The following is a 24003-nucleotide window of genomic DNA, read 5'->3' on the forward strand; positions in this document are numbered from 1 at the left end:
CGACCCCACGGGGACTTGAACCCCGGTTACCGGCGTGAGAGGCCGATGTCCTAACCACTAGACGATGGGGCCAGCTGCTGCGAACCGATTACCTAGCTTCCGTTCGTACGACGAGCAACCCGGAAGTGTAGGAAACTACTGCTCTTAGAGACGACTGCGTGTGATTCGGGGACTAGGAGTCGAACCTAGATAAACGGAGCCAGAATCCGTTGTCCTGCCATTAGACGATCCCCGAGTGTCAGGCGGCGGAACCACCGGAGTGGGCAGCGCACCGTCCGGGTTCGCCGAAGCGAGGCCGGCTTTCTAGCGCTGCCCCTGAGCACGGTCAAGAAGTTTTTCTCGCGGCGCGCGCCCTTCCCGCTCGCTTGCGCAGGGCGGTGATCCACGGTAAATGCATTCCCGCATTCCCCGGTAGGAAATGTCGGAACGCCCGACGCGAGGGAATCGGAGGCGCGGGACCGTGGCGGACAAGATCGAGCGGACCCTCTTCGTGATCACGGGCAACCGGCTCGCCGACGGGCGCGTCGTGTACCTCCGCGGCGACCAGACGTGGGGCAGCGACTTCGACGCCGCCGATCAGCTCGACGATGCCGCGCGCCGCGACGAGCTCGTCGCGTGGGCGCAGCGCGAGCACAAGCTCGTCGTCACCGGTATCTACGCGTTCGACGTCGGCGTGACCACGAGCGGCGCGCGCGTGCTGAGCGCGCGCGAGCGACTGCGCGCCGCGGGCGAGGTCAGCGTGAGGCGGCGTCTCCGCGTCGGCGTCGAGGCCTGAGGAGCTGCGATGTACCAGTACGACGAGCACGATCAGCGAATCGTCGAGGAGCGCGCGCGGCAGTTCCGCGATCAGGTGCGGCGGCGCCTGAGCGGCGAGCTCACCGAGGAGGAGTTCCGCCCGCTGCGCCTGCAGAACGGCCTCTATCTGCAGCTGCACGCGTACATGATGCGGATCGCGATCCCGTACGGGCTGCTCAGCACGAAGCAGCTGCGCAAGCTCGGCGACGTCGCGCGCCGCTTCGATCGCGGCTACGGCCACTTCACGACGCGGCAGAACCTGCAGCTCAACTGGCCGCGGCTCGTCGACGTGCCGGACATCCTCGACGAGCTCGCGAGCGTGCAGATGCACGCGATCCAGACGAGCGGGAACTGCATCCGGAACATCACGAGCGATCCGTTCGCGGGCGTCGCGAAGGACGAGCTCGAGGATCCGCGTCCGTACTGCGAGATCCTGCGTCAGTGGTCGACGTTCCACCCCGAGTTCGCGTTCCTGCCGCGCAAGTTCAAGATCGCGATCAGCGGCGCGGCGAGCGATCGCGCGGCGATCGCGATCCACGACATCGGCCTGCGGCTCGTGAAGAACGAGCAGGGCGAGATCGGCTTCGAGTACTTCGCGGGTGGCGGGCTCGGTCGCACGCCGATCCTCGCCGAGCGCATCCGCGCGTTCCTGCCGAAGCGCGATCTCCTCGCGTACACGGAGGCCGTGCTGCGCGTCTACAACGCGGACGGGCGACGCGACAACAAGTTCAAGGCGCGCATCAAGATCCTCGTCAAGGAAGTCGGCGTCGCCGAGTTCACGCGTCGCGTCGAAGAAGAGTTCGCGCGCATGAAGGCGGACGGAACCGCGATCGTGCTCGACGACGAGGAGATCGCGCGCATGAAGGCGTACTTCACGCCGCCTGCGTACGAGGCGCTCCCCGACGAGAGCCTCGAGGGCGCGAAGCTCGGCAAGGATCGCGAGTACGCGCGCTGGCTGTCCGCGAACGTCGTGCCGCACCGCGTGCCGGGGTACGCGATCGTGCAGCTCTCGACGAAGTCGGACGAGGTCCCGCCGGGCGACGTGAGCTCGGATCAGATGGACGCGATCGCGGATCTCGCGGACCGCTACGGGTTCGGGCAGGTCGTGGTGACGCACCGGCAGAACCTCGTGCTGCCCGACGTGCGCATCCGCGATCTGCGCGAGGTGCACGCGGCGCTGAAGGCGCTCGGGTTCGCGACGCCGAACCTCGATCGCGTGACCGACATCATCGCGTGCCCCGGGCTCGACTACTGCGACCTCGCGAATGCGCGCTCGATCCCGATCGCGAAGGAGATCCAGGCGACGCTCGACGACGCGGATCGCGTGCACGACCTCGGGCCGCTCACGATCAACATCTCGGGCTGCATCAACGCGTGCGGCCACCACCACGTCGGGAACATCGGGATCCTCGGGATCGACAAGCAGGGCGAGGAGTTCTACCAGGTGACCGTCGGCGGCTCGGCGCGCGAGGACGCGGCGCTGGGCAAGGTGCTCGGTCGCGCGCTCTCGTCCGAAGAGGTCGCGCCCGCGATCGCGCGGCTGGTCGATCGGTTCGCGCAAGTGCGCGAGCACGACGAGGAGACGTTCCTCGAGGCGCTCCGCCGCCTCGGCCCCAATCCGTTCAAGGAGGCCCTCTATGCGGCTGGTGCGTGATCGACGCGTGGTCGACGACTCGTTCGTGCACGTCGGCGAAGAGGGCGAGATCCCGGACGGCGCCGACGTGATCGTGCCGTGGTCGCGATGGACGAAGGAGCGCGCGCAGCTCGGCGCGCGTCGTGGTCGCATCGGCGTGCGTGTGCCCAGCGATCGCAAGGCGGAGGAGCTCGCGTCGGACGTCGCGTCGTTCGCGGTGATCGCGATCGAGTTCCCCAAGTTCGCGGACGGGCGCGGGTACTCGATCGCGCGTCATCTGCGCGATCGGTACGCGTATCGCGGCGAGCTGCGCGCTGTCGGGAACGTGCTGCGCGATCAGATCTTCTATCTCTCGCGCTGCGGGTTCGACACGTTCGAGATCGACGCGAGCAAGAGCGCCGAGGACGCGATCGCGGGCCTCGACGACTTCTCGGTGAAGTACCAGACGGCGGCCGACGAGAAGACGCCGATCTGGCGTCGTCACGCGCGCGCCTGGCCGGCGCGCTGACTTCGGCGACGGATCCAGCGCACGAACACGATCGCGAACGTGAGCATCGCGATCACGAGCAGGACCGGCACGACGAACGCGAGCACCGCGATGACGATCGCGAGCACGTCCTCGATCGTGCTGATCACCGGGTTCGCCAAGCCCGCCGTCGTGCCGCTCGAGACGACGCGCGCGCTCGCTTTCGCGGCGTGGGGCGCGAGCGCGACCGGGGCGCCGACGAGCATGCCGACGACGACCGCGATGAGCGGGTCTTCGATGCGCACCAGCACCGCAGCCGCGACGATCGCGCCTGCGACGGGGCGGATGAACGTGGAGATCGTGTCGAGCGCGTGATCGAGCGCGGGGACCTTGTCCGCGACGATCTCGACGATCGTCGCGATGCCGAAGAGCACGAGCGCGGGCGTCGACGCGAGCCAGCCGAACGCGTCACCGACCTCGGCGACGCCGACACGCGCGAGGAGCCCCGCGACGAACAGCGGCAGCCACGCGCGCAGGCCCGCGCATGCCGCGAGCGCGACGGCGAGCGCGAGCGTGCTCGTCCACGTGAGAGCGTCGCCCATCGTGATCCCGTCCATGACGGGATCGTGCGGGATCAACGACCGGCTTGCAGCTTGCGCACGAGGCGCTCGTCGGGCGGAGGCAGCGGGTAGTCACGGAGCTGCGACGGGAGCACCCACGCGTGCTCGGCGACGCCGAGGTGCTGGACCTCGCGATCGCTCGCGAGACGGCACTCGTAGAAGAGCAGCAGCACGTCCTTGCGCTCGTAGCGATGGAACGCGACCTCGATCACGTCGACGACCTCGAGATCGATCGCGCACTCCTCGCGGCACTCGCGCACGACGGCGGCCTCGGGGTCCTCGCCCTCCTCGACCTTGCCGCCCGGGAACTCCCAGAAGCCCGCGAGGTGCGTGCCCTGGAGGCGGCGCGTGAGGAGCACGCGCCCTTCCCGCTTCACCACCGCGGCCGCGACGATCACCGTCATTCGACGGCTTCTTGGTAGTTCTCGTCGGCGCCCGTCGCGCGCAGCAGCTGCGAGTACGCGACGCGCGCGTCGAGCGCCGCGCTCACGAGGTCGAGCTGCGCACGCGCGCGCTCGTTCACGGCGAGCACGAGCTCGGTGACCACCGTCGCGCCCGCGCGATACTGCTCCTGGCGCACGCGCAGCGTCTCGTCGGCCGCCTCGACACCGGCGCGCGCGGCCTCGATCGCGGCGCGCGCGGCGCGGAGGCTCTCGTACGCCTGCGTGACCTGGATGCGAATGCCGTCCTCGAGGGTGCGGAGATCGGCCTCGACCTGCGAGCGCGCGGCGCGCGCCTCCGACGCGGCGACCTCGCCGACGAAGAAGTCGTTCGGGCTCCAGCTCACGACGACGCTGACGTCCCACGTGGTCTGGAACTCCTGGGTCAGCGGGAAGATGCGCTGGTTCGGGTTCGCAGTGGTCAGGTTCCCCGCGAGCACGAGGTGCGGCCAGCGGCTGCCCTCCGCCGCGTCGACCTGCCGGCCCCGCGCGCCCGCGAGCTCGCGCAGCGCACGCACCTCGGAGCGCTGATCGTACGCCGCCGCGACGAGAGCCTCGCGCTCGCCGGTCACCGGCGGGAGCGGCGCGAGGAGGTCCTCGGCGATCGCGAGCTCCTCGTCGGGATCGACGTGCATCACCGTGCGGAGCGCGGTCGCCGACGTGAGCACCGCGGCCTCGGCGCGCAGCGCTGCGACGCGCGCCGTGGCGACCTGCGCCTGCACGCGCACGAAGTCGACCTGCGCGGACGTGCCCGCGCGCACCATCGCTTCGATGAGCTGCGCCTGGAGCTCCGCCGCGGCGACCGCGGCACGCGCGACCGCGAGCCCACCGCGCGCCCGTGCGAACGCGTAGAACGTCTCGCGCGCGTTCTGCGCGACCTCCGACGACTGCGCGTACACCTGGTGCCGCTGCGCGCGCACCGCGCCCTGCGCGGCTTCGTACGACGGCCAGATCTGCAGGAAGATGTCGGTCACCGGGACCGTCAGCGACCCGCCGAAGCTCCAGTTGTCGAGCAGCACGGGGAACGTGAAGCTCGCCTGCTCGCGCTGCGCCATGATTTGGCCCTGCCAGAGCAGGCGCGCCTCGGGATCGTCGACGCCCATCGCGAGCTGCTCCGCGGCGTCGAGCAGCTCGTCGGTGTTCTCGCCGCCGAACAAGTTCGGCTGCGAGATCGGCGAGAGGCGCGTGTAGCGACCCTCGACCGAGAGCCGCGGGAAGAACGCGATCATCGCGCGATCCGCGCCCGCGCGCGCGGCGCTCAGCTGGGCGCGCACCGACTCGATCGACGGCCCCGTCTCGACGGCGCGACGCGCGGCGTCCTCCGCCGTGATGCCGCGTCCTTCGCCTCGCAAGAACGCCTCGACGTCGATGATCTCGGCCTCGGCAGGTGTCGTCGCGGCGCTCGTCTGCAGCGTCGCGCTGTCGCTGGTCGTCGCCGGCGGCGTCGTCGCGTCCTGCGCGCTCACGAGCATCGCTGGCGCGAGCACCGACGACGCGAGCACGACCGAAGAGAGCGCCGCTCGGAAGGTCACGGCGCGGCTCGGGCTCGTCATGCGGACTCCTGGCTCCCCGCGCGGGCTTTCCGCGCGCCCCGGTTGTGGGCACAAGCTTCCGCGCGCGCAACGACGAACGTGCTGCGCGCCATGACGCGTGCGTTCGCGCGTGGTATGCCGCGCCCCCATGTCCAGGCAGCTCACGGTGGCCGTCCTCGGTGCGACGGGCGCCGTCGGTCGCGAGATGATCCGCATCCTCGAGGAGCGCTCCTTCCCGGTCGCGCGCCTCCTTCCTCTCGCCTCTCCGCGCAGCGCGGGCACGACGGTGCCGTTCCGCGGGACGCAGGTGAAGGTGGAGCCGGTGTCGGCCGATGCGTTCACGGGCGTCGACCTCGCGCTCTTCTCCGCGGGCTCGGGGCCGAGCAAGGAGTGGGGACCGATCGCCGCGAGCAAGGGCGCGCTCGTCGTCGACAATTCGTCGGCGTGGCGGATGGATCCCGAGGTGCCCCTCTGCGTGCCCGAGGTGAACCTCGACGCCGCGCGCAACCCGAAGCGCGGCATCATCGCGAACCCGAACTGCTCGACGATCCAGATGCTCGTCGCGCTCGCGCCGATCCACCGCGCGAACCGCATCCAGCGCATCGTCGTCTCGACGTACCAGGCGATCAGCGGCGCGGGGCACAGCGCGGTCGAGCACTTCCGCGCGCAGTCGCGCGCGTTCGCAGCCGGCGAGCCGATGCCCGCGGGCCCGATCACGAAGCAGCTCGCGGGCAGCCTCCTCATGGAGTGGAAGCGCGACGGCGCGACCGGGTACCAGGAGGAAGAGCTCAAGATGATCCACGAGACGCGCAAGATCTTCGGCGACCCCGACATCCGCGTCTCGCCGACGACGGTGCGCGTGCCCGTGGTCAACGGGCACTCCGAGTCGGTCGCGATCGAGTGCGAGCGCCCGATCACCGCGAAGGAAGCGCGCGCGCTGATGACGGGCGCGCCGGGCGTGCGCGTGGTCGACGACTTCGAGAAGGGCGTGTACCCGACGCCGCTCGACGCGTCCGGGATCGACGACGTCCTCGTCGGGCGCGTCCGCGACGACCTCGGCAACCCGGGCGGCGTGATGATGTGGATCGTCGGCGACAACCTCCGGAAGGGCGCGGCGACGAACGCCGTGCAGATCGCCGAAGGTCTGCTGCTCCGGTGACGCCCTCCCCCCGACCGGCGAAGCCGGATCGAGGGCCACGCTGGTCGCGGGCGACCCGTTGACGAGTTGGCGCGCGCGCTCGGACGTCCTCCCGGTGCGCGTGCCAGAATGACAGCCGCGGAGCCGGCGAGCGGCCGGCAAAACGCGCACGTTGCGCAGTTCGAGGCGCAGGAACGGAACGTGCTCAGCGGCTCCGCAGAGGATCTCGGATTCGAATGAGAACCACACACCGCCTCTGGCTCTCCGCGCTGGTCGCCACGCTCGGTGCGTCATCCGCGTTCGCGTCGCCTGCGCGGGCCCAGACGATGAGCGTCCGCTTCACCGAACAGTTCGGCGGACGCGAGCTCATGACGTTCCTCTACGAAACGCCCGAGGCGACGGGTCAGCCGCTCTCGCTGCGTGAGTGCGAGGAGAACATCGCGATCCCGCTGGAGCTCGCAAACGTCCCGACCGGCACGACGCAGATCGACGTGTGGTTCGGCAGCAGCGCCGACGCGGACTGCCCGACGGCCTCGGTCCGCGCCGACACGACGAACACGTCGTGCGAGTACGTCGCGACGTTCAGCGCGATGGTGCCGACCACCGAGATCGACGCGACGGTGCGGCAGCTGTTCGGCGCGGATGCGTGCGAGACGAGCGCGGACCGCACGTTCTTCTTCTTCGCGAGCACCACGGCGCAGAACACGTCGAAGGACTTCACCACCGCCGAGACCACGACGTTGCGCATCGCGCTCGACGTCGACCCGCCGGGCGCACCGACCATCGACGGCGGGCCGTTCGAGGGCGACGAGTCGATCGAGGTCACCTACGATCTCCCGGAAGGCACGCTCGTCGGCGCGAACGTGTACGTCGATCCGGAAGGCTGCACCGCGGACGGCGAGGTCGATCCCTCGGGCTCGCTGCAGGACGGCGCGGAGCCGCCGACCAGCGGCGGCGATCTCCAGCGCGGTGAGACCGCGACGGTCGACGCGTCGGACCTCGCCTACGACCAGTACGCGGCCGTCGGCATCACCGCCGTCGACCAGGCGCGCAACGAGAGCACGCTCGTCGTCACGTGCGTGCTGCGCGTCGAGATCGAGGGCGCGCTGAGCAGCTACTGTCGCTCGAAGGGCTACGAGGACATGGACGCGTGCCTCGCGGAGTACGAGTGCTCGGTCCTCGGAGCGGGCCTCGGGGGCGAGGCGCGCGTGACGATGATCGTGCTGCTCGGTGCTGCCCTGCTCGTCCTCGGTCGTCGGAGCCGGAGATCGTGATGCGCTCGTTCTTCCTCTGTGGCGCGGCGCTCGTGGCGCTCGCGCTCCACCCAACGTCGGTCTCCGCGCAGCAGGACGCGGCGCTCGAGGACGGCTCGATCGTGGGCTCGACGTTCGCCGTCGATCCGCTGTGGGTCCCGACGCCCGAAGGGTTCACGTTCGAGCTGCGCGTCGGCGGCTATCAGCCGAGCTTCGGCGGGCAGTTCGACACCGTGTTCCAGGGCGATCTCGGCCCGATGATCGGCGCCGAGCTCGACGTGCACATCTGGCGCGTGCCGTACCTCGGGCCGCTCGCCGCCGGCGTGTCGTTCGCGTGGGCGGAGTGGGACGGACCGGGGCGGATCGTCGGAAGCGATCAGGAGAGCGGGCGCACCGGCCTCTCGCTGATCAACTTCAACGCGCTGCTCGTCTGGCGCATCGACGGCCTCGCGCGGTACGTCGACGTCCCGCTGATCCTCACGGGCAAGGTCGGCCCCGACTTCGGCTACTGGGAGTCGGGCGAGGGGAGCACGACCGGCACCGGCTTCAGCTTCGGCGTCCGCTGGGCCGCGCAGATCGCGCTCGAGCTCGACTTCCTCGAGCCCCGCGCGGCGCGCCGTCTCGACGACGAGTGGGGCATCAACCACACCGAGATCTTCTTCGAAGCGTTCGGCTCCACGATGGGCGAGCACATGACCCAGCTGGAGCTGGGCACCTCGTTCGCGTGGGCCGTCGGCCTCGGCTTCACGTTCTGATCGCGTGCTCCCCGGCGTCCGGCTGACGATCGCCTACGACGGCGCGGCCTTCGCCGGGTGGGCGCGCCAGCCGGGCACGCGCACCGTCCAGGGCACGCTCGAGGCGGCGATCGCGTCGATGAACGGCGCGCCCGTCGAGCTGCGCGGCGCGTCGCGCACCGATGCCGGCGTGCACGCGCTGGGTCAGGTCGCGGCGTTCGATGCCGCGCGCACGATCGAGCCGCGAGGGTGGCTCCGCGGGCTCAACGCGGCGCTGCCCGACGACGCCGCGATCGTCGCGGCAGAGGCGTGCGAGGCCGGGTACACGCCGCGGTTCGACACCGTCGACAAGACCTACCGCTATCTCGTCCTGCGCGGCGACGTGCGCGATCCGCTGCTGCGCGGACGCGCGTGGTTCCTCGGCCCACGCCACGGGGGCACGTCGCTCGACGTCGCGGCGATGCGCGTGATCGCGAAGCACCTCGAGGGCACTCACGACTTCCGCGCGTTCCGATCGGCCGACGACGATCGCCAGAACACGGTCCGCACCATCCACGAGATCGCGATCCACGACGGCTGGGGCGAGGAGCCGCGGCTCGTCGCGATCGAGGTCCGCGGCAACGCGTTCATGAAGAACATGGTGCGGATCCTCGTGGGAACCCTCGTGGAAGCGGGCCGCGGACGGCTCGCGGAGCGCGATGCAGGCGCCCTCGTCGGCCCGGATGCGCGCCGCGACGACACCGGACAGACCGCGCCTGCTCACGGTCTCACGCTGGTGTCGATGCGTCTCGGTCGCGCTCGCGCTTGACGGATCGAGACCCCCGGCTATCCTCTCGCCCCCTGTCGCTCTAGCGACGGTTTTCGTCTGTTCTTCGAGGCGCCATGAACACGCATCCCGGCCTGATCGGCAAGAAGCTCGGTAATACGCAGATCTTCGAGAGCGACGGCAACGTCACGCGCGTGACGGTCGTCGAGGTCGGGCCCTGCATCGTCATCGGAAAGCGCACCGTCGAGAAGGACGGCTACAGCGCGCTCGTGCTCGGCTTCGGCGAGAAGCGCGAGAAGCACGTGAACAAGCCGACCGCCGGCCAGTTCGCGAAGATCAACCAGAAGGTCGCGAAGGTCATCCGCGAGTTCCGCCTCCCGGAGGAGATCGTCGCGGGCCACGAGATCGGCGCGGTGCTGAAGCCCTCGGAGATCTTCGAGGCCGGCCAGTTCGTCGACGTGTGCGGCCAGACGCGCGGTCGCGGCTTCACCGGCGTCATGAAGCGCTGGAACTTCCGCGGCTCGGCGACGGCGACGCACGGAACCCACGAGTACCAGCGTCACGGCGGCGCGATCGGCACGAACATGACGCCCGGCCGCACGCTCCCGAATCTCAAGATGCCCGGCCAGTACGGCAACGAGCGCGTCACGATCCAGAACCTGAAGATCGCGCGCGTGATGGACGAGCAGGGCGTGCTGCTCATCGAGGGCGCGGTGCCCGGCCCCAAGGGCGGCGTCGTGACGGTGCGCGGCGCGGTCAAGAAGAAGAACGGCGGCCGCAAGAGCGCGGCCTGATCTCGTCGCGGCGGCTCCCAGAGCAGCCGTGAGATGATCGACGAGGGCGCGGTGACCATGATGGTCCCGCGCCCTTCGTGTTTCTGCCTCGAGGAGCAATCGCGTGAGCCGGAGCCGCAGACCGCAGGATCACTGGGGACATCGCGCGAAACGCGAGGGCTACGCGGCGCGATCGGTCTACAAGCTCGAGGAGATCGATCGGCGCGTGCGGCTGCTGCGGCCCGGCGCGCGGGTGCTCGATCTGGGCGCTTATCCGGGCTCGTGGACCGCGTATGCGGCGCAGAAGGTCGGCGCGAACGGGCGCGTGCTCGGGCTCGACATCCAGGAGTTCCGAGGCGCGCTGCCGCCCAACGCCGAGATGCGCACGCAGGACGTGATGAGCCCCGAGCTCGACGCGCAGCTCGGGGGTGAGCGCTTCGACGTCGTGATGAGCGACATGGCGCCCGCGACGAGCGGGCACCGCTTCACCGATCAGGCGCGCTCCTTCAACCTCGTGATGCGCGCGCTGCAGATCGCGGAAGAGCTGCTCGTGCCGGGCGGGCACTTCGTCGCGAAGATCTTCCAGGGGCCCGACTTCGAGGAAGCGCGACGCGCGGTCGCGAGCGCGTTCGAAGAGGTGAAGATCGTGAAGCCGCCTGCGACGCGCACCGAGAGCATCGAGACGTTCCTCGTCGGGCTCCGCAAGCGCGGAGCCGCGCGGACGGGAGCGACGACGTGACGACGACGCTGATCACCGGAGCGAACCGCGGGATCGGGCTCTCGCTCGTGCAGCAGCACGTCGCGCGTGGGGATCGCGTCATCGCGATCTGCCGCGCGCGATCGCGCGAGCTCGCGGAGACCGGCGTGGAGATCCACGAGGGCGTCGACGTGACCGACGCGGCGGCGATCGCGCGCGTGGTCGCCGCGATCGGCGATGTCGTGCTCGATCGCGTGATCCTCAACGCCGGCGTGCTGCGCGACGACTCGCTCGACGACGTGTCGTTCGAGGACGTGCGCGCGCAGATCGAGGTGAACGCGATCGCGCCGCTGCAGTGGGCGAAGGCGCTGCGTCCGCGGCTCGCGCGAGGCTCGAAGCTCGCGCTGATCACGAGCCGCATGGGCTCGATGGCCGACAATGGGAGCGGCGCGTACTACGGCTACCGCATGTCGAAGGCTGCGCTCAACGCGGCGGGCGTGTCCCTCGCGCGCGACCTCGCGGGAGCGGGGATCGCGGTGCTGCTGCTCCACCCGGGCTACGTGCGCACCGGGATGACGGCCGGCGCGGGCAACGTGGACCCCGGCGAGGCTGCGCAGGGCATCGTCGCGCGCATCGACGAGCTCACGCTCGCGACGAGCGGGTCGTTCGTGCACGCGAGCGGGACGCCGATCCCGTTCTGACGATCAGCGCTGGGCGCGCACGTGCTCGAGTCGGGCGCGCGCCTGCGCGGCCTCGGGCGCGTCCGGGGCCATGCGCAAGAACGTCTGGTACTCGGTCGCGGCGTCGCGCCAGGCCTCGCGCGCGGCGAGCATGTTCGCGAGCACCCAGTGCGCATCGGGATAGCTCGGCTCGTCGCGGATGATCTCGCGGATGCGCGCTTCGGCGGCCTCGCGCTGGCCCGCGGCGTACTCCGCGAGCGCGAGCTCGGCGCGCAGCGCGGGCGGCGCGGGTGCGTCCTCGGCGGCGATCGCCTCGCCGAGCGCGCGCACCGCGAGGTCGGCATCGCCGGCGCGGCGCAGCCCGTTCCCGATCGCCGCGAGATCGGCGCGGCTTCCTTCGGCGAGCGGGAGCGCGCGGCGCAGCTCGATCAGCGCCTGATCGCGCTCGCCGCGCGAGAGCAGGATCATCGCGAGCGCGGTGCGGCTCGCAGGGTCGCGCGGCGCGAGGCGCATGACGGTGCGGTACTCGTTCTCGGCGCCGGCGTCGTCGCCCGCGTCTTCGAGCGCGAGCGCGAGGTTGAGGTGCGCCGACGCGAGCCCCGGACGCGCTTCGACCGCGCGGCGCAGCATCGCGATGCCCTCCTCGCCGCGCTCGGTGTCGCGGAGCAGCGCGCCCAGGTTGTTGAGCGCTTCCGCGAACGTCGGGTCGACCTCGATGGCGCCGCGGTACGCGCGCTCTGCGGCCGGCAGATCCTCGCGCATCTCGTGGGCGAGACCGAGGTCGAGGCGGGCGCGCACGTCGCGGGGATCGCGCTCGATCGCCGCCTCGAGCAGCGGCACCGCGCGATCGGGCTCGCCCTGCGCGATCAGCTGCTCCGCCTGCGTGACCTCTTCGCTCGCGGGTGGCGCGCGGCGCGCGGCGGCCTCGTCGTCGAACTCGATCGGCTCCTCGCCGCCGCTCGACGTCGCGCCTCCGGCGCTGCTGCCCCCGCCACACCCGAGGAGCACGAGCACGAGCGCGCCGGACCTGAGCGTTCTCCGCATGCGGCCTCTCTATCTCCTGACGCGGCTTGCTGTCGAGCCCGCGCCGGACGAGATGAGACGCGCGACGACGAAGAACGATCAGCGCGCGTCGCGCTCGGCGAGCGCGTCGATCGCGGCGCGCAGCGCGTCCTTGAGCGCCGCGACCCGCGCGCCGTCGCGCAGCTTCGCGCCGCGCTCGTCGGTCACGTAGAACACGTCGGCGACACGCTCGCCCTCGGTCGTGACCTTCGAGAGCGCGATCGAGAGCCCCTGCTCGTGCAGCGTGCGCGCGATCGCGTGGAGCAGACCGACGCGATCGCGCGTGAACACGTCGATGACGGTGAAGCGCGGCGAGACGTCGTCGTCGACGAGGATCTCGGTCTTCACGGCGGGCATGTGCTTGCGCGCCCACGCGGGCGGCGCGGCGCGGCGCGCGAGGAGATCCTTCGCGCTCACCCGACCGGTGACGAGATCCTCGAGATCCTTCTGGATGCGCGAGACCAGCTCGCGATCGACGGGCTCGCCCTCGGCCGCGCCGGTGCGGCGCACCTGGAACACGTCGAACGCCTCGTCGTGCGAGCCCGCGCGCGGCCGCGTGTGGATCTGCGCGGTCGTGATGTCGAGCCGAGACGAAGCGAGCACCGCCGCGACGTCGGCGAGCAACCCGGGACGATCGTCGGTGACGACGACGAGCTCCGCGACCTCCTCGCTCGGGCCCGGGCGCAGCGCGACGTGCACGGTGCGAGCATCGCGATCGCGCACGACGCGCGCATGCGCGCGAATGACGTCGACGGGGTTCGCGAGCACGTACCGATCGGGCATCGACGCGAGGAACGACTCGAGCTCCGCCTGCCGACCGTCCCCCACGAACCCGACGCGCACCTGATCGCGGATCGCGTCGGCGCGCTTCTCGCCCTGCTCGCCGCCCTGCCCCGCCGGCGCCTCGAGCCACGCGGCGGTCGCGAGGTAGAGGTCGTCGAGCATGCGCGCCTTCCACGAGGTCATCGCATTCGGGTTCGTCGTCGAGAGATCCGCGACGGTGAGCACGTAGAGATCGCGCAGCCGATCGAGCGTGCCGACGCGACGCACGACCTCGGCGATCGTGTCGGGATCCGTGATGTCGCGACGGAGCGCCCAGTGGTAGAGGCTGAGGTGCTCTTCGACGAGCCAGCGCACGTGGAGCACGTCGCCCGGCGTGAGCCCGAGGCGCTCGCCGATCGGCACCGAGAGCTGCGCGCCGATCGTCGCGTGGTGCCCGCCGCGTCCCTTGCCGATGTCGTGCAGCAGCACGCCGAGGAAGAGCGTCATCGGGCGCGGCACGTCCGCCGCGAGGCGCGTCGGCATCGGGAGATCGCTCGCGTGATCGCCGCGCATCAGCGCACGCAGGCGATCGACCGCAGCGACCGAGTGAACGTCGACCGTGTACACGTGGTAGACGTCGTGCTGCACGCGGCCGGTGACCGGCTCGAACTCCGGGATCATCGCGAGCAGCACGCCGACCTCGTGCAGCTCCGCGAGCATCGAGCCGCGACGCACCGGCGCATCGCCGACGTGCGTCAGGAGCTCGAGGAAGAGATCGGCCGCCTCGCGGCTCGCGCGCAGGCGCTCGCACCACACGGGATCCGCGGCCGCTCGCGCGATCGCATCGCGCGCGAACGCGTACGGCGGGAGGTTGCGGCGGACCACCTGGCGATACAGGCGCAGCGCGAGCGCGGGGTCGCGCTCGAGCGCTTCCGACTCGCGCAGCGTCACGTGCCCGTCGAACACGAGCACACCGCCGCCGAGCTCCTCGAGCGGCGCGGGGGCCTTGCGATCGTGGTGGCGAGCGCGCGAGAGCATGCGCTCGACGCCGGTCTCCACCACGCGCGCGTGGCGGTAGTACGTCTGCATGAACTGCTCGACGCCGAGCGAGACTCCGTCGTCGACGAAGCCCATCTGCGCCGAGACGTCTTCCTGATCTTCGAACGTGAGGCGGTCGTGGCGGCGACCCGATCCGCCGTTCTGCTCGCCGCGCGCGTGGAGCAGGTTGCGGACGCGCCAGAGCAGCTCGCGCGCCGCGTCGAGCTCCTGCGCCTCGCGATGGAGCAGCACGCCCTGCGCGACCGCTTCCTCGAGCGAGCGCGCGGCCCAGCGCACGTTCGCGGTCCAGAGGATCACGTCGAGATCGCGCAGGCCTCCGCAGCCGTTCTTCACCTCGGGCTCGAGGAGGAAGCGCGATCCGCCGTAGCGCTCGTGGCGCGCGTCGGTGTCGGTCGCGAGCGCGGTGAGGATGTCGCTCATCGCCGGCTCGAACACGTGACGGCGCGCGCCGCGCAGCAGCTCGTCCACGAGGCTCGCGTCGCCCGAGACGCGCCGCACGTCGAGCAGGGTCGTCGCGGTGCGCAGATCGTCGCGCGCGAGCGCGAGCGTCTCGTCCACGCCACGCACCGCGTGGCCGATCTCGAGGCCGAGATCCCACAGCGGATAGAGCAGCGCCTGCGCGACGAGCGCCGCGCCGGGATCGCCGGGATCCTCGCAGAGCACGACGACGTCGAGATCGCTGTGCAACCCGAGCAGGCCACGCCCGTAGCCGCCGACCGCGAGCAGCGCGGTGCGACCCCGAGGCCCGCGACCGTGGGTCTTCGCGGCAGCGATCGATGCGCAGTAGAGCGCGCTCAGCAGGCCGTCGAGGATGCGCGCGTGCATCGACGCGACGCGCACACCGCTCTCGCCGCGACGTACCATCTCGGCGAGGCGCTCGCGATACGTCGCGCGATACTCCTCGCACGTCTTGCCGAGCCCGGGCGCGAACGTGGCGAGGTCGAGCGAGGGAGCGGGACCTCCCGGGCCCCGCCCCGAGAGCGACGAACGCGCGCCTTCGGCCATGAGGCCGAAAGTATTCGGCGCGATTCATTCCCGTGCAAACATCGGACGGCGACGAATTCGACGGCTCGCTGCGCAGCCAGCGCCCGTCCGTGCCCGCGCCGGCTGCTTCGCGAGCTCTCTTGTCACATCCCGAGTTCGGGACTGGAATGCCTGTCCATCCGTCGAGGATCAGCGCCCTTCGACCCAGCGCACGATGCCCTCCGCGATGCCGTCCGCGAGCGCGCCTCGGTAGCGATCGTTGCGCAGCGCGTCGGCCTCGTCCTCGCGCGTCATGAACGACGCCTCGACGAGCACCGCCGGCATCGTCGCGCCGACCAGCACGTAGAACATCGCGCTGCGCACGCCGCGATCGTGGAGCCGCGGGAGCACCGTGCGACCGCCGGCGAGCGTGCCCCGGTGGATGCGCTCGGCGAGCGCGCGCGACGTGGCGACCTGCTCCTCGCGACGCAGCCCCGCGAGGATGCGCGCGAGGCCGCCGACCTCCGCGGTGGTCGTTCCGTTCTCGCGCGCGGCGAGGCGCAGCGCCTGACGATCGTTCGTGGTGTCGAGCACGAACGTGGTCACGCCGCCGTGGTCGACGGACTCGTCGGCCGCGTTCAGGTGGATCGAGACGAACGCATCGGCGGACACCGCGTTCGCCATCGCAGCGCGCTGCTCGAGCGAGACGAACACGTCGCGGTCGCGCGTGAGCACGATGCGCACGTTCGGCAGGCGACGGCGCAGCACGTCGCGCACGCGCATCGCGAGATCGAGGACGATGTCGGCCTCGCGCATCCCGAACGCGCGCGCGCCGTAGTCGTCGCCGCCGTGACCGGGATCGATCAGGATGAGATCGACGTCGCGCGCCGCGCCGGTCGTGGTCGCAGCGCCGGGCTCGCCACGCGTCACGTCGATCACGACGCGGAACGGCTGCGGCAGCAAGAACACGCGCGCGCCCGTGCCGGGCTCGAGGTCGAGCACGACTCGCGTCCGGTCGTCGCGCCGCGCGTGGCGGATGCGCGCGAGGCCGGCCGCGCCCACCGGGATCGTCGAGGGCAGCGCCGACGCGGGCGTCGTCGATGCGAGATCGATCGCGACACGCGCAGGGAGCTCGCCCGCCGCGGGCAGATCGAGACGCTCGTACGCCGCGACGCGATCGAGCGCGAGCACGACGCGCACGCTGCGTGCCTCGCGATCCTCGTGGCCGTAGACGACGATCGACTCGAGCGTCGCCGGCTCCCCCGAGATGGTCCGCTCGGCAGCCCACGCCTCGAGCGCGTCGCGCGGAGGCTCGGGATCACCAGCGAGGCCGATGCTGGGATCGTCGGCGTTCGGATCGGCGTCGATCGCGGCGAGCAGCGCGCGATCGGGACGATGCCCCTCGAGCGCGCCGAGGATGCGTCGCGCCTCGAGCGCGCACGCTTCGTCGGTCCAGCGCCGCGACGCGCGGTGCGCGACGAGATACGCCGCGGTGGGATCGACCGCGTCACGCGCCTCGAGCCGCGCGAGATCGATCGCGGCGTCGCACGCACCGGGCACGTCGCGTCGCAGCGACGCGTCGGCGAGCAGGGCACGAGCGCGCGCGAGCCCGTCACCGTCGGGCTCGCGCAGCGCACGGACGCGCGCGAGCGACGCCGCACGTCGCGCGGCACGCACGCCCTGCTCGCTCGCACCGGCGCGCGCAGCCCACGCGTCCTCGATCGCGCGGAGCCGATCGAGCGGGATGCCCATCGCGTCGAGCTCGCTCACCTCGGGCGGCGACGCGCGCCCGGAATCGCGCGGTCCGGTATCGACGTCCGTCTCCGCGGGCGCGCCGCACGCAGCGACGAGCAGCGCGAGCATCACGCTGTTCAGCCACGAGCGTCGCGAGTAGCATCGCGGGCTCACGGGGTGGACGCTGCGGGCGCGGTGCACGGGCTCGTCTCGGTGTGTGTCGCGGTCTCGCCCCGACTCCACTGCTTGATCGCGAGCCAGGATTGATCGCCAGCCAGGAGAGCGATGACGTGAGCGAGACTCCCACGTACCAGGATCGCCAGACCGGCCGGGTCTATCGCGACGCGACGGAGATGGTCAACGACTACCTCCGGCGCTTCGGGACAGCGGTGGGCGTCGAGCTCGATCCCCTCGACGGCGACGGATACACCGACGTGCGTCGCGGCTCGGCGACCGTCGGGATCAACGTGCTGCACGAGCACGGGATCCTGCTCTTCCTCTCGCGCATCATGGACATCCCACGCGAGACCGCGGGCGGGCGCGAGGCGTTCTATCGACGCCTGCTCGAGCTGAACTTCCTCGTCACGAGCGACGCCGCGTTCGCCATCGACAAGGACAAGGACGCGGTCTACCTGCGTGCGCTGCGACGTCTCAGCGGGCTCGACTACGAAGAGTTCGAGGACCTGCTCCACACGATGGCGAGCGTCGCGGACGAGTGGGACGATCGGCTCACGCAGATCTTCGGGACCGAGCGTTCCTGACGGTAGCGACGGCGGAAACGCGATGGTAGGCTGCTCCCACCCGGCTCCCCCAAGGCGCCGGGGTCGACCTCATGAGCAGCGCCGCCGAGGACCCGAGCCCGAGCACCGATCGCGCGCCGACGGCGCCTGCGAACGAGGCGAGCGGCAGCCCACCGGCGGCTGCGGACGAGGGCGGATTCTGGGGCGCCGCGAAAGGCGACTTCGACGACACCGCGGCGGAGAAGCACGCGTCGAAGGTGTTCGCGCTGTGGGAGCTCGGGCCCGACCTCGCGCAGCCGGCGAGCGGCGCCTCGCAGGCAGCGCCCGCCGCGCCCAGCGATGACGTGTGGAGCGCGGTCGGCGAGACCGAGAAGCTCGACGCCGCGGCTGCCACGATCGAGGCACATCGCGCGGCGCTCGCAGAGGCCGCCGCGGCGCACGCGGCCGCGCAGGCCGCCGAAGCTGCGAAGGCCGCCGAGGCAGCTGCGGCGGCGACCGAGGCATCGAGCGCGAGCGATGGGATCGACTTCGCGCCGCCGGCACGCGTCTCGACCGCGCCGGTCGCGCAGACGCACGGGCGCGCTCCGTCGCGCCCTCGGCAGTCGGCGCGTCCTCACGAGCCTTCGCGTCCCGCGGTCGAGACTTCACCCGACGTGACGTCGGAGCTCCCGGCGCTGCCGGCATCGAGCTCGACGCGCAACGTGCTCCTCGGTGCGGCGGCGCTCATCACGCTGCTCGTCGTGGCAGGGGGGATCGCGATGACGTCGGGCTCGAGCGCGCCCGTCGCGACGACGAGCGTCGCGGCACCGACTGCGCCGCCGACGACGACGCCGACCACGACTGCGGCAGCCGAGCCCGTCGCGGCCGCAGCCGCGGCGCCCGTCGCGCAAGTCACGCCCGAGCCGTCGATCGCTGCCGAGCCGATCGCGCCGGAACCGACGGTCGCAGAGCCGATCGCGCCCGAGCCGATCGCGCCCGCGCCCGCGCCCGTCGTGGAGCCCGCGCCGGTCGTCGCCGCGCTGCCGCCGCCTCCCGCGCCGATGCGTCGCCTGCGGGTGCGCACCGATCCCGAGCGCGCGACGCTGCTGCTCGACGGCAACCCCGTCAACAACCCGTACGACGGTCGCCTGCCCGAGGGCTCGTCGCACACGCTCGTCGCGCGCGCCGAGGGCCACGTCGACGCGACCAGCACCGTCGCGCTCACCGACGACCGCACGCTGACGCTGCGCCTCGAGCGCACGCCTCCGCCGCCGCGCGTCGCGACGACGACGGCGCGCCGCCCCGCGTCCCGTGCACCTCGCGCGACCGCCCCGCGTCCGCAGGCCGCGAGCACGATCCGTCCGCGCGCGTCGTCCCCGCGCACGGGCTCGTCGCGCGGCGCGGGGTTCGTCACCGAGAGCCCGTACTGATCGCGCGCTCGAGACGCTGGACCTCGTGGTCCCAGCGGGTACGTTGACGCTCACGCAAGGAGGACGGCGATGAGCAGCGACGACGATCGAGGAGCACCGCGTCACGGAGCGCGGCCCGAGGGCGGTGGGCCCGGCCTGCCCGAGATCGACGTGCGGGAGTGGGGCGGCAAGCGCGACGGCGAGCGCCAGGTGATGGATCGCCGCCTCTTCATGCAGCTGCTCGTGTTCGACGTGCCCGCCGATCGCGATCTGCCCTCCCCCGCCGACGTGCAGCGCGAGCTCGCGCGCGCGCTGATCGACGCGGGCGTCGCGCACGTGCTCTACGCCGACACGAACTCGCCCTCGGGGCTCGCGCTGCTCACCTGGAGCGAGGATCCCGCGCACTTCGTCGATCGCGTGCGCCCCGTGTTCCACGAAGGCACGCGCCGTCGTCTCGTGCAGCGCCACGATCACACGATGATCGGCCGCACGTACTCGCTCGGCCACGAGCCCGACCTCGAGCACGGCCTCCTGCGCCGTCCCGTCGAGTACGTGCTGCACGAGGGATGGGACTGGGCCGTGTGGTACCCGCTGCGTCGCAGCGGCGCGTTCGAGAAGCTCGAGAAGCACGACCAGTCGATCGTCCTCCGCGAGCACGCGTCGATCGGCATGGCGTACGGGCGCGCGGATCTCGCGCACGACGTGCGCCTCGCGTGTCACGGGCTCGACGCGGGCGACAACGAGTTCGTCGTCGGGCTCGTCGGCAAGGCGCTGCACCCGCTCTCGCACGTGGTGCAGTCGATGCGTCACACGAGGCAGACCTCGGAGTTCATCGTGAAGATGGGCCCCTTCTTCGTCGGCCGCGCGGTCCATCGCCACGCCGGAGGAGCCAAGCCGTGACGCAGACGCGAACGATCTTCGATCGCATCCTCGAGGGCGAGATCCCCTGCCATCGCGTGTACGAGGACGAGCACGTGCTCGCGTTCCTCGACATCGGGCCGCTCTCCGAAGGGCACACGCTCGTGATCCCGAAGGAGCGCAAGGCGTTCCTCCACGAGCTCTCGGACGAGTCGGCGGCGGCGATCGGCCGCGTGCTGCCGCGCCTCGCGCGCGCCGTGATCCAGGCGACCGGCGCGACGGCCTACAACATCCTGCAGAACAACGGCGCGGAGGCGCACCAAGCGGTGTTCCACGTGCACTTCCACATCATCCCGAAGCGCGGCGAGCGCGGGCTCGGCGTCGGCTGGCGCCCGGGGTCGCTCGACGGCGCGGCGGGCAAGGAGCTCGCGGCGCGCATCGCGGCCGCGATCTCCTGACGTGATCTTGTGACGCACCCGGGGGCGTCTACGAACTAGGCGCCCTCCGCGAGAGACATTCGTGATGCAACGAGCGAGCGCCGCGCCTGTGCTGGCCGAGCTGCGACACGCGTTCCTGGACGCGCAGCTCGCGGGCGACGCGCGCGCGGGCGTCGCGGTGATCGAGCGCGGTCTCGCGCTGGGCTACGACGCGACGACGCTGCGTCGCGAGCTCGTGCGCGCGGGCCAGGAGACGATCGGGCGGCTCTGGCAGGAGAACCGCATCAGCGTCGCGCGCGAGCACATGGGGACGTCGGTCGCGCTCGTCGCGCTCGCGCACCTCTACTGGCGCGCACCGCTCTCGGCGCCGCGCCACCGGCGCGTGCTCGTGTCGTGCGTGCCCGGCGAGCAGCACGCGTTCCCGGCGCGGCTCGCGGCGGACACGCTCGAGCTCGAGGGCTACGACGTGAAGTTCCTCGGCGCCGACGTCCCGCGCGAGTCGCTCGCCGGCATGGTCCACGACATGAAGCCCGACCTCGTCGTGCTCTCGGTGACGCTCGCGTTCCACCTGCCCGAGCTCGAGCGCACCGTGTCGCGCATCCGCGAGCTCGTGCCCGACGTGCCGATCGCGATCGGCGGCGGTGCGTGCAGCGACTGGGCGCCCGTCGCGTCGAGGCTCGGCGTGATCGGCGCAGGGCGCAGCGCCGAGGAGCTGCTCTCGATGGCCGAGGCGACGTTCCGAGGAGAGCAGGCATGATCGTGGCGATCTCGCGCTTCTCGTGCGAGGCGACCGAGGCCGACGAGATCGAGCGTCGCTTCCGCGCGCGCTCGCGGCTCGTAGACGGGCACCTCGGGTTCCGCGGGCTCGAGGTGCTGCGCTCGATCGGCGCCCGCCCCGAGTTCGTGCTGGTGACGCGCTGGGAGAGCCGCGCCGCGCTCGGCGCGTACCTCAAGTCGGAGGACTTCCGCGCAGTGCACGCGGAGGGCGAGGAGCAGGACGCGATCTTCACGCTCTACGAGCAGGTGGCGACGTGAGCGCGATCCCGGCATCGGCGCGCGCGGCGCGCATCATCGAGCGGACGCGCGCGGAGCTCGCGGAGGAGACGGTCACGCGCGAGCTCGCGAAGGACGCGGAGCGCTGGGCGCCGTGGGGCGACGTCGCGCGCGTGCGCTGTCTCGAGGACACGCAGTTCCACCTGACGTTCCTGGTCGCGGCGCTGACGATGGGCCAAACGTCGCTGTTCACCGACTACGTCGCGTGGCTCGTGCCGATGCTCGAGAGCCGCAAGGTGATGCGCGACGACGTGATCGAGAACTTCCGCGTGCTCGCGGAGGTGCTGCGCGAGCGGCTCGCGACCGACGAAGCGGACGCGGTGATCGCGCTCCTCGACGCGGGCACCGAGCGCGCGCTAGCGCTCTAGCCGCTCGACGGCGCGGCGCGCTTCGTCGGCGCGACGTCGCGCTTCGCGCGCGAGCTCCTCCGCGCGATCGGCCTCGCGCGCGAGCTCCTGCGCTTCGGCGCGGAGCTTCGCACGACGCGCGCGCGCTTCGTCCGCGGCGCGGCGGGTGGCTTCGCGTCGCGCCTCCTGCTCGGCGCGGCGCGCTCGCGCGCGACGTGCTTCTTCTTCGCGGCGTGCCTCTTCGGCCGCGGCTTCGCTTCGCGCGCGCTCTTCGTCGCGCCGCGCGCGCTCTTCGTCTCGCTGTCGCTGCGCTTCTTGGCGCGCCCGCGCGCGCTCGTCGGTCACGCGCACGTGCTCTCGCGTCTCCGCCGCGCGTCGCGCTGCCGCCTGTTTCGTGCGCAGCCGCGCGACCGGCGCTGCCGGCATCGCCACCGCGCCCAGCGCGTCGAGCCCCGGCGGCGCGAGGTCCTCTTCGAGATACCCGCGCTCCACCTGCGCGCGCCCGCCCGGCGAGAGCGCGAGCGCGCGCAGATCGTCGGACACACGCGACATCACCGCGTCGCCCGGAGCACGCCCGGTCTCGCCCTCGATGATCGCCGCGGCGCGCGTCGTGAGCGCCTCGATCCCCTCGCGCAGCGCGTCCATCCGCGCCCGCAGCGTCGCGGGATCCGCCCCACCCAGCACGTCTCCGAGCGCGCCCCGCGCGGCATCGCCCGCATCGAGCAGCGCGTCGATCCGGCGCGCTTCGCTCGCGAGGAGCTGCGTCACCGCCCAGGCCGAGATCGGCGGCTTCTTCAGCGCTTTCACGCGCGCCGCGCCCTCCGCGTCGCCCTCGTCGCGCAGCGCCCGCGCGAGCGCGTCGCGCCGCTTCGTGAGCTCGCCGAAGCTCCCGACGTAGAGCTCGCTCGTCCGGCGATCGCGCGCCATCTCGCCCATCACGTGGGCACCGCGCGCGACGCTCACACGCCCTCTTGCTCGGCTCGCGCGCGCCTCGCATCCTCCGGCCGCGTTATGGCCGGCATCACCTACAAGGACTCGGGCGTCGACGTCGATGCGGGCGACGAGCTCGTCGAGCGGATCAAGCCGTTCGCGGCGCGCACGCGCATCCCCGAGGTCCTGAGCGGCGTCGGCGGCTTCGCCGGCCTGTGCGGCCTCCCGACGGGCATGAAGGACCCCGTGCTCGTCTCGGGCACCGACGGCGTGGGCACCAAGCTCAAGCTCGCGTTCCTCGCCGATCGCCACGACACCGTCGGCATCGACCTCGTCGCGATGTGCGTGAACGACGTCGTCACCACCGGCGCGCGTCCGCTCTTCTTCCTCGACTACTTCGCGACCGGGAAGCTCGACGTCGCGCGCACCGCGTCGGTCATCCAGGGCATCGCGAAGGGCTGCGAGGACGCGGGATGCGCGCTCCTCGGCGGCGAGACCGCGGAGCTCCCCGGCTTCTACGCGCCCGGCGAGTACGACCTCGCGGGCTTCTCGGTCGGCGTGGTCGAGCGCAGCGCGATCATCGACGGCAAGCGCGTCGCGAGCGGCGACGCGGTGATCGGTGTCGCATCGAGCGGCCTGCACTCGAACGGCTACTCGCTGGTCCGCAAGGTGCTGCTCGATCACGCGAAGCTCGCGCTCGACTCGACGCCCGAGGGGCTCGGCGAGCCGCTCGTCGACGCGCTGCTCCGCCCGACGCGCATCTACGCGCGCGCAGTGCGCGCGCTGCTCGACGCGACGATCGACATCCGCGCCCTCTCGCACATCACGGGCGGCGGTCTGCCCGGCAACATCCCGCGCGTGCTCCCCGACGATCTCGGCGTCGCCATCGACGCGAGCAAGTGGGCGCGCCCCGCGATCTTCGAGCTCGTGCAGCGCCTCGGCGGCGTCAGCGAGGCGGAGATGCGCCGCGCGTTCAACCTCGGGCTCGGCCTCGTCGTCGTCGTGCCGCAGAGCGATGCGTCGCGCGCGGTCGACGCGCTGAACGGAGCCGGTGAGCGCGCGTCGATCATCGGGCGCGTCATCGAGACTCCGGGCGTCGAGTTCGAAGACCGCGTGCAGTTCGCCTCCGCGGTCTGACCAGGA

The 24003-nt window shown here is 71.8% G+C and carries 25 protein-coding genes and 2 tRNA genes; 18 read left to right on the forward strand and 9 right to left on the reverse strand.

The window, feature by feature from the left end; translation table 11 throughout:
• Together DB32_RS20840 and DB32_RS20845 are read right to left on the reverse strand one after the other, a co-directional pair.
• Nucleotides 1-72: transfer RNA gene (locus DB32_RS20840), tRNA-Glu, on the reverse strand.
• A gap of 92 nt (nt 73-164) precedes the next feature.
• Nucleotides 165-235 (reverse strand) — tRNA-Gln (locus DB32_RS20845).
• Between the two features lie 225 nt (nt 236-460).
• Here DB32_RS20845 and DB32_RS20850 point away from each other — a divergent pair.
• Genes DB32_RS20850 through DB32_RS20860 form a run of 3 tightly spaced genes read left to right on the forward strand, consistent with a single transcriptional unit; the run spans nt 461 to nt 2936 of the window.
• Entirely contained in the window at nt 461-775 is a 315-nt protein-coding gene (locus tag DB32_RS20850; protein ID WP_053234406.1) for a DUF2849 domain-containing protein, read from the forward strand.
• A gap of 9 nt (nt 776-784) precedes the next feature.
• On the forward strand, nt 785-2449 hold the full coding sequence (locus DB32_RS20855) for a nitrite/sulfite reductase (protein WP_053234407.1): 1665 nt from the start codon (nt 785-787) through the stop codon (nt 2447-2449).
• Nucleotides 2433-2936, forward strand: a complete 504-nt coding sequence (locus DB32_RS20860; protein ID WP_053234408.1) for a DUF934 domain-containing protein — start codon at nt 2433-2435, stop codon at nt 2934-2936. The genes DB32_RS20855 and DB32_RS20860 overlap by 17 nt, the downstream gene beginning before the upstream one ends.
• On the opposite strand, the gene DB32_RS20865 is transcribed toward DB32_RS20860, so the two are convergent.
• From DB32_RS20865 to DB32_RS45445, 3 genes are read right to left on the reverse strand one after another with little or no spacing between them, the layout of a single operon-like run.
• Entirely contained in the window at nt 2909-3496 is a 588-nt protein-coding gene (locus tag DB32_RS20865) for a DUF4126 domain-containing protein (RefSeq protein ID WP_075097969.1), read from the reverse strand. The genes DB32_RS20860 and DB32_RS20865 overlap by 28 nt on opposite strands.
• A 32-nt stretch (nt 3497-3528) precedes the next feature.
• Nucleotides 3529-3918 (reverse strand): (deoxy)nucleoside triphosphate pyrophosphohydrolase, encoded by a 390-nt coding sequence (locus tag DB32_RS20870; RefSeq protein WP_053234409.1) that lies wholly within the window; start codon nt 3916-3918, stop codon nt 3529-3531.
• The gene (locus DB32_RS45445) at nt 3915-5507 is read right to left on the reverse strand and encodes a TolC family protein (RefSeq protein WP_053234410.1); all 1593 of its coding nucleotides are present in this window, start codon (nt 5505-5507) and stop codon (nt 3915-3917) included. The genes DB32_RS20870 and DB32_RS45445 overlap by 4 nt, the downstream gene beginning before the upstream one ends.
• 127 nt (nt 5508-5634) lie before the next feature.
• Here DB32_RS45445 and DB32_RS46915 point away from each other — a divergent pair, with 127 nt between their 5' ends.
• The 7 genes from DB32_RS46915 to DB32_RS20910 all read left to right on the forward strand — a co-directional run bounded on the left by DB32_RS46915 (nt 5635) and on the right by DB32_RS20910 (nt 11548).
• Entirely contained in the window at nt 5635-6645 is a 1011-nt protein-coding gene (locus DB32_RS46915) for an aspartate-semialdehyde dehydrogenase (protein ID WP_053234411.1), read from the forward strand.
• Nucleotides 6646-6860: 215 nt separating this feature from the next.
• A complete protein-coding gene (locus DB32_RS20885) occupies nt 6861-7898 on the forward strand; it encodes a hypothetical protein (RefSeq protein WP_157069242.1) in 1038 nt (345 codons plus the stop codon).
• Nucleotides 7898-8632, forward strand: coding sequence for an MXAN_2562 family outer membrane beta-barrel protein (locus DB32_RS20890; RefSeq protein WP_053234413.1), 735 nt, complete (start codon nt 7898-7900; stop codon nt 8630-8632). The genes DB32_RS20885 and DB32_RS20890 overlap by 1 nt, the downstream gene beginning before the upstream one ends.
• A 4-nt stretch (nt 8633-8636) precedes the next feature.
• Entirely contained in the window at nt 8637-9419 is a 783-nt protein-coding gene (truA, locus tag DB32_RS20895; protein ID WP_053234414.1) for a tRNA pseudouridine(38-40) synthase TruA, read from the forward strand.
• Between the two features lie 74 nt (nt 9420-9493).
• Complete coding sequence (gene rplC, locus DB32_RS20900; RefSeq protein ID WP_053234415.1) at nt 9494-10171, forward strand: 50S ribosomal protein L3; 678 nt, start codon at nt 9494-9496, stop codon at nt 10169-10171.
• A gap of 103 nt (nt 10172-10274) precedes the next feature.
• Nucleotides 10275-10889 (forward strand): RlmE family RNA methyltransferase, encoded by a 615-nt coding sequence (locus tag DB32_RS20905; RefSeq protein ID WP_053234416.1) that lies wholly within the window; start codon nt 10275-10277, stop codon nt 10887-10889.
• The gene (locus DB32_RS20910; protein ID WP_053234417.1) at nt 10886-11548 is read left to right on the forward strand and encodes an SDR family oxidoreductase; all 663 of its coding nucleotides are present in this window, start codon (nt 10886-10888) and stop codon (nt 11546-11548) included. The genes DB32_RS20905 and DB32_RS20910 overlap by 4 nt, the downstream gene beginning before the upstream one ends.
• A 3-nt stretch (nt 11549-11551) precedes the next feature.
• Here the strand turns inward: DB32_RS20910 and DB32_RS20915 are convergent, their stop codons facing one another.
• The 3 genes from DB32_RS20915 to DB32_RS20925 all read right to left on the reverse strand — a co-directional run bounded on the left by DB32_RS20915 (nt 11552) and on the right by DB32_RS20925 (nt 17281).
• Complete coding sequence (locus tag DB32_RS20915; protein WP_083457569.1) at nt 11552-12571, reverse strand: tetratricopeptide repeat protein; 1020 nt, start codon at nt 12569-12571, stop codon at nt 11552-11554.
• A 78-nt stretch (nt 12572-12649) separates the two neighbouring features.
• Nucleotides 12650-15415 (reverse strand): [protein-PII] uridylyltransferase, encoded by a 2766-nt coding sequence (gene glnD, locus DB32_RS20920; RefSeq protein WP_053234419.1) that lies wholly within the window; start codon nt 15413-15415, stop codon nt 12650-12652.
• Between the two features lie 168 nt (nt 15416-15583).
• On the reverse strand, nt 15584-17281 hold the full coding sequence (locus DB32_RS20925) for an N-acetylmuramoyl-L-alanine amidase (RefSeq protein WP_053234420.1): 1698 nt from the start codon (nt 17279-17281) through the stop codon (nt 15584-15586).
• A 116-nt stretch (nt 17282-17397) separates the two neighbouring features.
• Here DB32_RS20925 and DB32_RS48385 point away from each other — a divergent pair, with 116 nt between their 5' ends.
• The 7 genes from DB32_RS48385 (at nt 17398) to DB32_RS20960 (ending at nt 21951) form a co-directional block, all read left to right on the forward strand.
• Nucleotides 17398-17868, forward strand: coding sequence for a YbjN domain-containing protein (locus DB32_RS48385; RefSeq protein WP_169791503.1), 471 nt, complete (start codon nt 17398-17400; stop codon nt 17866-17868).
• 71 nt (nt 17869-17939) lie between these two features.
• Nucleotides 17940-19256, forward strand: a complete 1317-nt coding sequence (locus DB32_RS20935) for a PEGA domain-containing protein (RefSeq protein ID WP_053234421.1) — start codon at nt 17940-17942, stop codon at nt 19254-19256.
• Between the two features lie 69 nt (nt 19257-19325).
• Entirely contained in the window at nt 19326-20135 is an 810-nt protein-coding gene (locus DB32_RS20940) for a chlorite dismutase family protein (RefSeq protein WP_083457571.1), read from the forward strand.
• Nucleotides 20132-20551, forward strand: a complete 420-nt coding sequence (locus DB32_RS20945; RefSeq protein WP_053234422.1) for an HIT family protein — start codon at nt 20132-20134, stop codon at nt 20549-20551. Before DB32_RS20940 ends, DB32_RS20945 begins: the two co-directional genes overlap by 4 nt.
• Before the next feature lie 64 nt (nt 20552-20615).
• On the forward strand, nt 20616-21287 hold the full coding sequence (locus DB32_RS20950) for a cobalamin B12-binding domain-containing protein (protein ID WP_075097574.1): 672 nt from the start codon (nt 20616-20618) through the stop codon (nt 21285-21287).
• Nucleotides 21284-21565 (forward strand): antibiotic biosynthesis monooxygenase family protein, encoded by a 282-nt coding sequence (locus DB32_RS20955; protein ID WP_053234424.1) that lies wholly within the window; start codon nt 21284-21286, stop codon nt 21563-21565. Before DB32_RS20950 ends, DB32_RS20955 begins: the two co-directional genes overlap by 4 nt.
• Nucleotides 21562-21951, forward strand: coding sequence for a hypothetical protein (locus DB32_RS20960; protein WP_053234425.1), 390 nt, complete (start codon nt 21562-21564; stop codon nt 21949-21951). Before DB32_RS20955 ends, DB32_RS20960 begins: the two co-directional genes overlap by 4 nt.
• On the opposite strand, the gene DB32_RS20965 is transcribed toward DB32_RS20960, so the two are convergent.
• Nucleotides 21940-22893, reverse strand: coding sequence for a hypothetical protein (locus DB32_RS20965; protein WP_053234426.1), 954 nt, complete (start codon nt 22891-22893; stop codon nt 21940-21942). The two genes, DB32_RS20960 and DB32_RS20965, sit on opposite strands and share 12 nt — an antisense overlap.
• Nucleotides 22894-22941: 48 nt before the next feature.
• On the opposite strand from DB32_RS20965, the gene purM reads away from it, so the two are divergent.
• The gene (purM, locus tag DB32_RS20970) at nt 22942-23997 is read left to right on the forward strand and encodes a phosphoribosylformylglycinamidine cyclo-ligase (RefSeq protein WP_053234427.1); all 1056 of its coding nucleotides are present in this window, start codon (nt 22942-22944) and stop codon (nt 23995-23997) included.
• Nucleotides 23998-24003 lie beyond the last annotated feature (6 nt).

Source organism: Sandaracinus amylolyticus (assembly GCF_000737325.1).
In the GTDB taxonomy this organism is placed as follows: domain Bacteria; phylum Myxococcota_A; class Polyangia; order Polyangiales; family Sandaracinaceae; genus Sandaracinus; species Sandaracinus amylolyticus.

Excerpts from the sequence above, each read along its gene's own strand:
- DB32_RS20855 (WP_053234407.1), top strand. The coding sequence starts at position 785 with ATGTACCAGTACGACGAGCACGATCAGCGAATCGTCGAGGAGCGCGCG.
- DB32_RS20860 (WP_053234408.1), top strand. The coding sequence starts at position 2,433 with ATGCGGCTGGTGCGTGATCGACGCGTGGTCGACGACTCGTTCGTGCAC.
- DB32_RS20865 (WP_075097969.1), bottom strand. The coding sequence starts at position 3,496 with ATGGGCGACGCTCTCACGTGGACGAGCACGCTCGCGCTCGCCGTCGCG.
- DB32_RS20870 (WP_053234409.1), bottom strand. The coding sequence starts at position 3,918 with ATGACGGTGATCGTCGCGGCCGCGGTGGTGAAGCGGGAAGGGCGCGTG.
- DB32_RS45445 (WP_053234410.1), bottom strand. The coding sequence starts at position 5,507 with ATGACGAGCCCGAGCCGCGCCGTGACCTTCCGAGCGGCGCTCTCTTCG.
- DB32_RS46915 (WP_053234411.1), top strand. The coding sequence starts at position 5,635 with ATGTCCAGGCAGCTCACGGTGGCCGTCCTCGGTGCGACGGGCGCCGTC.
- DB32_RS20885 (WP_157069242.1), top strand. The coding sequence starts at position 6,861 with ATGAGAACCACACACCGCCTCTGGCTCTCCGCGCTGGTCGCCACGCTC.
- DB32_RS20890 (WP_053234413.1), top strand. The coding sequence starts at position 7,898 with ATGCGCTCGTTCTTCCTCTGTGGCGCGGCGCTCGTGGCGCTCGCGCTC.
- rplC (WP_053234415.1), top strand. The coding sequence starts at position 9,494 with ATGAACACGCATCCCGGCCTGATCGGCAAGAAGCTCGGTAATACGCAG.
- DB32_RS20915 (WP_083457569.1), bottom strand. The coding sequence starts at position 12,571 with ATGCGGAGAACGCTCAGGTCCGGCGCGCTCGTGCTCGTGCTCCTCGGG.
- glnD (WP_053234419.1), bottom strand. The coding sequence starts at position 15,415 with ATGGCCGAAGGCGCGCGTTCGTCGCTCTCGGGGCGGGGCCCGGGAGGT.
- DB32_RS20935 (WP_053234421.1), top strand. The coding sequence starts at position 17,940 with ATGAGCAGCGCCGCCGAGGACCCGAGCCCGAGCACCGATCGCGCGCCG.
- DB32_RS20940 (WP_083457571.1), top strand. The coding sequence starts at position 19,326 with ATGAGCAGCGACGACGATCGAGGAGCACCGCGTCACGGAGCGCGGCCC.
- DB32_RS20950 (WP_075097574.1), top strand. The coding sequence starts at position 20,616 with ATGCAACGAGCGAGCGCCGCGCCTGTGCTGGCCGAGCTGCGACACGCG.
- DB32_RS20955 (WP_053234424.1), top strand. The coding sequence starts at position 21,284 with ATGATCGTGGCGATCTCGCGCTTCTCGTGCGAGGCGACCGAGGCCGAC.
- purM (WP_053234427.1), top strand. The coding sequence starts at position 22,942 with ATGGCCGGCATCACCTACAAGGACTCGGGCGTCGACGTCGATGCGGGC.